The sequence below is a fragment of the Pseudomonas sp. EA_65y_Pfl1_P113 genome, from assembly GCF_963970525.1.
GTDB classification, from domain to species: Bacteria; Pseudomonadota; Gammaproteobacteria; order Pseudomonadales; family Pseudomonadaceae; genus Aquipseudomonas; species Aquipseudomonas tritici.
Genome location: NZ_CAXAQM010000652.1, coordinates 1 through 438 on the forward strand (window position 1 = coordinate 1; position 438 = coordinate 438).

Here is a 438-nt window from a genome sequence, read left to right on the forward strand (position 1 = left end):
CGCGAAGTTGATTCAGTTCGTAGACGATCGTGCTGGTCTCGGAATCAGCCATCGCGGCATTTCGCTCCGCCGTGATGGCACCCGCATCCAGAATGGCCGTGTCCAGCGTGGTGGCGATGCCCGCCGGATCCCGCTGCTCCACAACGCGTGCAAGCTCGCGCATCCGCGCGGCAACGTCGCGTGCCGCGGCGGCTTTCCGCTCGGCCGCGAACAAGGCATATCCCAAAGAGCGTGCCCGGCTTTCTAGCGTTGCGTCGAATTGCGCAAGACCGAGCCGCGCCAGCGCGATCTGATGCTCGGCGATGGCGCGACGGAGCGCCCCGCGTCCGGCAAAGTCGAGCGGCTGCATAATCGACAAGCCATATGTCGGCCCGGCGCCTTTCGGTGCACCTGTCAGGCCGTCGGCCATCCGGCGTTCGCCTAACTCGAATGCAGCTT

At 65.5% G+C, this 438-nt stretch carries 1 protein-coding gene; it reads right to left on the bottom strand.

The window, feature by feature from the left end; genetic code table 11:
- Positions 1–409, bottom strand: a 409-nt coding sequence (locus AACY52_RS31560) for a TolC family protein (protein WP_339561588.1), incomplete at its 3' end; no start/stop codon positions are given.
- Between the last annotated feature and the right edge of the window lie 29 nt (positions 410–438).